Origin of the sequence: Mesorhizobium sp. B1-1-5, from assembly GCF_006443065.1 — a bacterium.
GTDB lineage: Bacteria > Pseudomonadota > Alphaproteobacteria > Rhizobiales > Rhizobiaceae > Mesorhizobium.
The window spans coordinates 1-1,268 of the sequence record NZ_VFWS01000467.1 but is presented as its reverse complement, the minus strand read 5'-3'; the positions used below and the strand labels follow the sequence as shown (position 1 = coordinate 1,268).

The window sequence follows — 1,268 nt, the reverse complement described above, 5'->3', positions numbered from 1 at the left end:
GTGGTAGCGTTTGACTCGCTGCTCTTCGCGGTTGCCGCCGACGCACGTGAACTCAAGGTATGTGCCGACCCTAACAACATGCCGTTTTCCAACGCCGCTGGACAGGGCTTCGAAAACAAGATTGCCCAGATCATCGCCAAAGAGCTGGATGCAAGACTTTCCTATACCTGGTGGGCCCAACGCCGCGGTTTCGTTCGCAACACGCTCAAGGCAGGCCTGTGCGATCTCATACCTGGCACTCCCGCCAATCTCGAAATTCTCCGCGCCACCGCTCCCTATTACCGCTCGACCTATGTCTTCGTGACGCGGCGGGACAGTCCCGAGATCACGTCTTTCAACGATCCACGCCTGCGCACTCTGCGCATCGGCGTGCAGCTCATCGGCGATGACGGGGCCAACTCCCCACCGGCCCAGGCACTCGGCCGCCGCGGCATTGTCGGTCATCTCGTCGGCTATCCAGTCTATGGCGACTATTCGGCTCCCAACCCGCCCGCGCGCATTGTCGAGGCGGTGGCCAGCGGCGAGATCGATGTTGCCGTCGTCTGGGGCCCGCTCGCTGGTTATTTCATCGCCAAGCAGAAGACACCGCTGCGCATCACGCCCGTGACACCTCGAATCGACGGGCCTCAATTGCCAATGGTCTACGACATCTCCATGGGCGTCCGACGCGGGGACGACGCGCTGCGCGACGAAGTGGATGCAGCCCTTGCCAAGCACAAGGCTGAGATCGACGCGACCCTGGCCCGATACGGTGTGCCGCGCCTTGATACCGGCGGGAGCGCGGACCGATGAGGCGGAACCTCACCGTGCTCTTGTCGGCGATGCTGGCCCTTGCCGCTTGCCAGCGGGAAGAGCGCGACACACGTCCGCAATCGGCCCTTGGGTCCGGCCAACAGCCAACGCCGGTGACTGCGCTGGAGCCAGGCGGCCAAAGGCCGCTCCCGAGCGACAACAAGGCGGCCAGCTTCGAGGCCAACGCCTTTCATCTCAGCGAGGGCAAGCGCCTGTTCAGCTGGTTCAATTGCTCGGGGTGCCATGCCAATGGCGGCGGCGGCATGGGACCGGCGCTGATGGATGAGAAGTGGGTTTACGGCGGCTCGATCGAGAGTATCCACGCAACGATCCGGGACGGGCGGCCTAACGGCATGCCTAGCTTCCGAAACAAGATACCCGATGATCAGATTTGGGAGCTTGCAGCCTTCGTACGTTCGCTGAGCGGCAACGCCCCCGCCTCCGCCGCACCGCAGCGTAACGACGACATGATGGTC

Annotated in this window: 2 protein-coding genes; both read left to right on the top strand. The window is 63.4% G+C overall.

Going from position 1 to position 1,268, the window contains the following annotated elements; genetic code table 11:
* On the top strand, nt 1–792 hold the full coding sequence (locus FJ980_RS32435) for a substrate-binding domain-containing protein (protein ID WP_140547540.1): 792 nt from the start codon (nt 1–3) through the stop codon (nt 790–792).
* Nucleotides 789–1,268 (top strand): c-type cytochrome (locus tag FJ980_RS32430; protein ID WP_140547539.1); only part of this gene is annotated, 480 nt, incomplete at its 3' end. The genes FJ980_RS32435 and FJ980_RS32430, both read left to right, overlap by 4 nt.